Source organism: Pseudomonas fontis, from assembly GCF_028656955.1.
Lineage (GTDB): Bacteria > Pseudomonadota > Gammaproteobacteria > Pseudomonadales > Pseudomonadaceae > Aquipseudomonas > Aquipseudomonas fontis.
Genome location: NZ_JAMDGY010000142.1, coordinates 1 through 606 on the forward strand (window position 1 = coordinate 1; position 606 = coordinate 606).

The 606-nt window shown below is 58.6% G+C and carries 1 protein-coding gene; it reads left to right on the forward strand.

The features are described 5' to 3' along the window. The first annotated feature begins 107 nt into the window (after positions 1-107). A complete protein-coding gene (locus M5G11_RS27145; protein WP_273914062.1) occupies positions 108-563 on the forward strand; it encodes an REP-associated tyrosine transposase in 456 nt (151 codons plus the stop codon). Positions 564-606 lie beyond the last annotated feature (43 nt).

Here is a 606-nt window from a genome sequence, read left to right on the forward strand (position 1 = left end):
GGCCTTGCCGGCGATGCGGTCACCTAGACACATCAGGACTCACAGGGCTCGCCCTTGAGATCGGCCCACCGACTACCTTGAAGATTCCCCCCTTCAAGGACAACGACATGGACCGTCCAAGCTCCCACCTTTTACGTCGCGGCCGGGTCTCAGAGCCCGGGCGACTGTATGTACTGACAAGCGTCGTCAACGAAAGAGCGCCATTGTTCGCCGACTTTCAACTAGCCCGACTGTTCATAGCGCAGTTGCGTTTCATCGAATCAACCGGTCGGGCGAACTCACTGGCATGGGTTGTCATGCCGGATCATTTCCACTGGCTGGTCGAATTGAAGCAGGGCACATTGGCCGCGCTGATGCGCCGGCTGAAATCCCGCAGCACTTGTTTTTTGAACAAGGCCAGCAGACGAGAGGGGCGCCTTTGGCAGCAAGGCTTTCATGACCGGGCGTTGCGTCGCGACGAAGATGTTCGCGCGGCCGCGCGGTATATCGTGGCCAATCCATTGCGTAGCGGGCTGGCGCGCAATGTCGGGGACTATCCGCATTGGGACTGTGTCTGGCTTTGATCGGTGTAATGGCTATCGCCGGCAGGGACTGTCAGATTTTTTG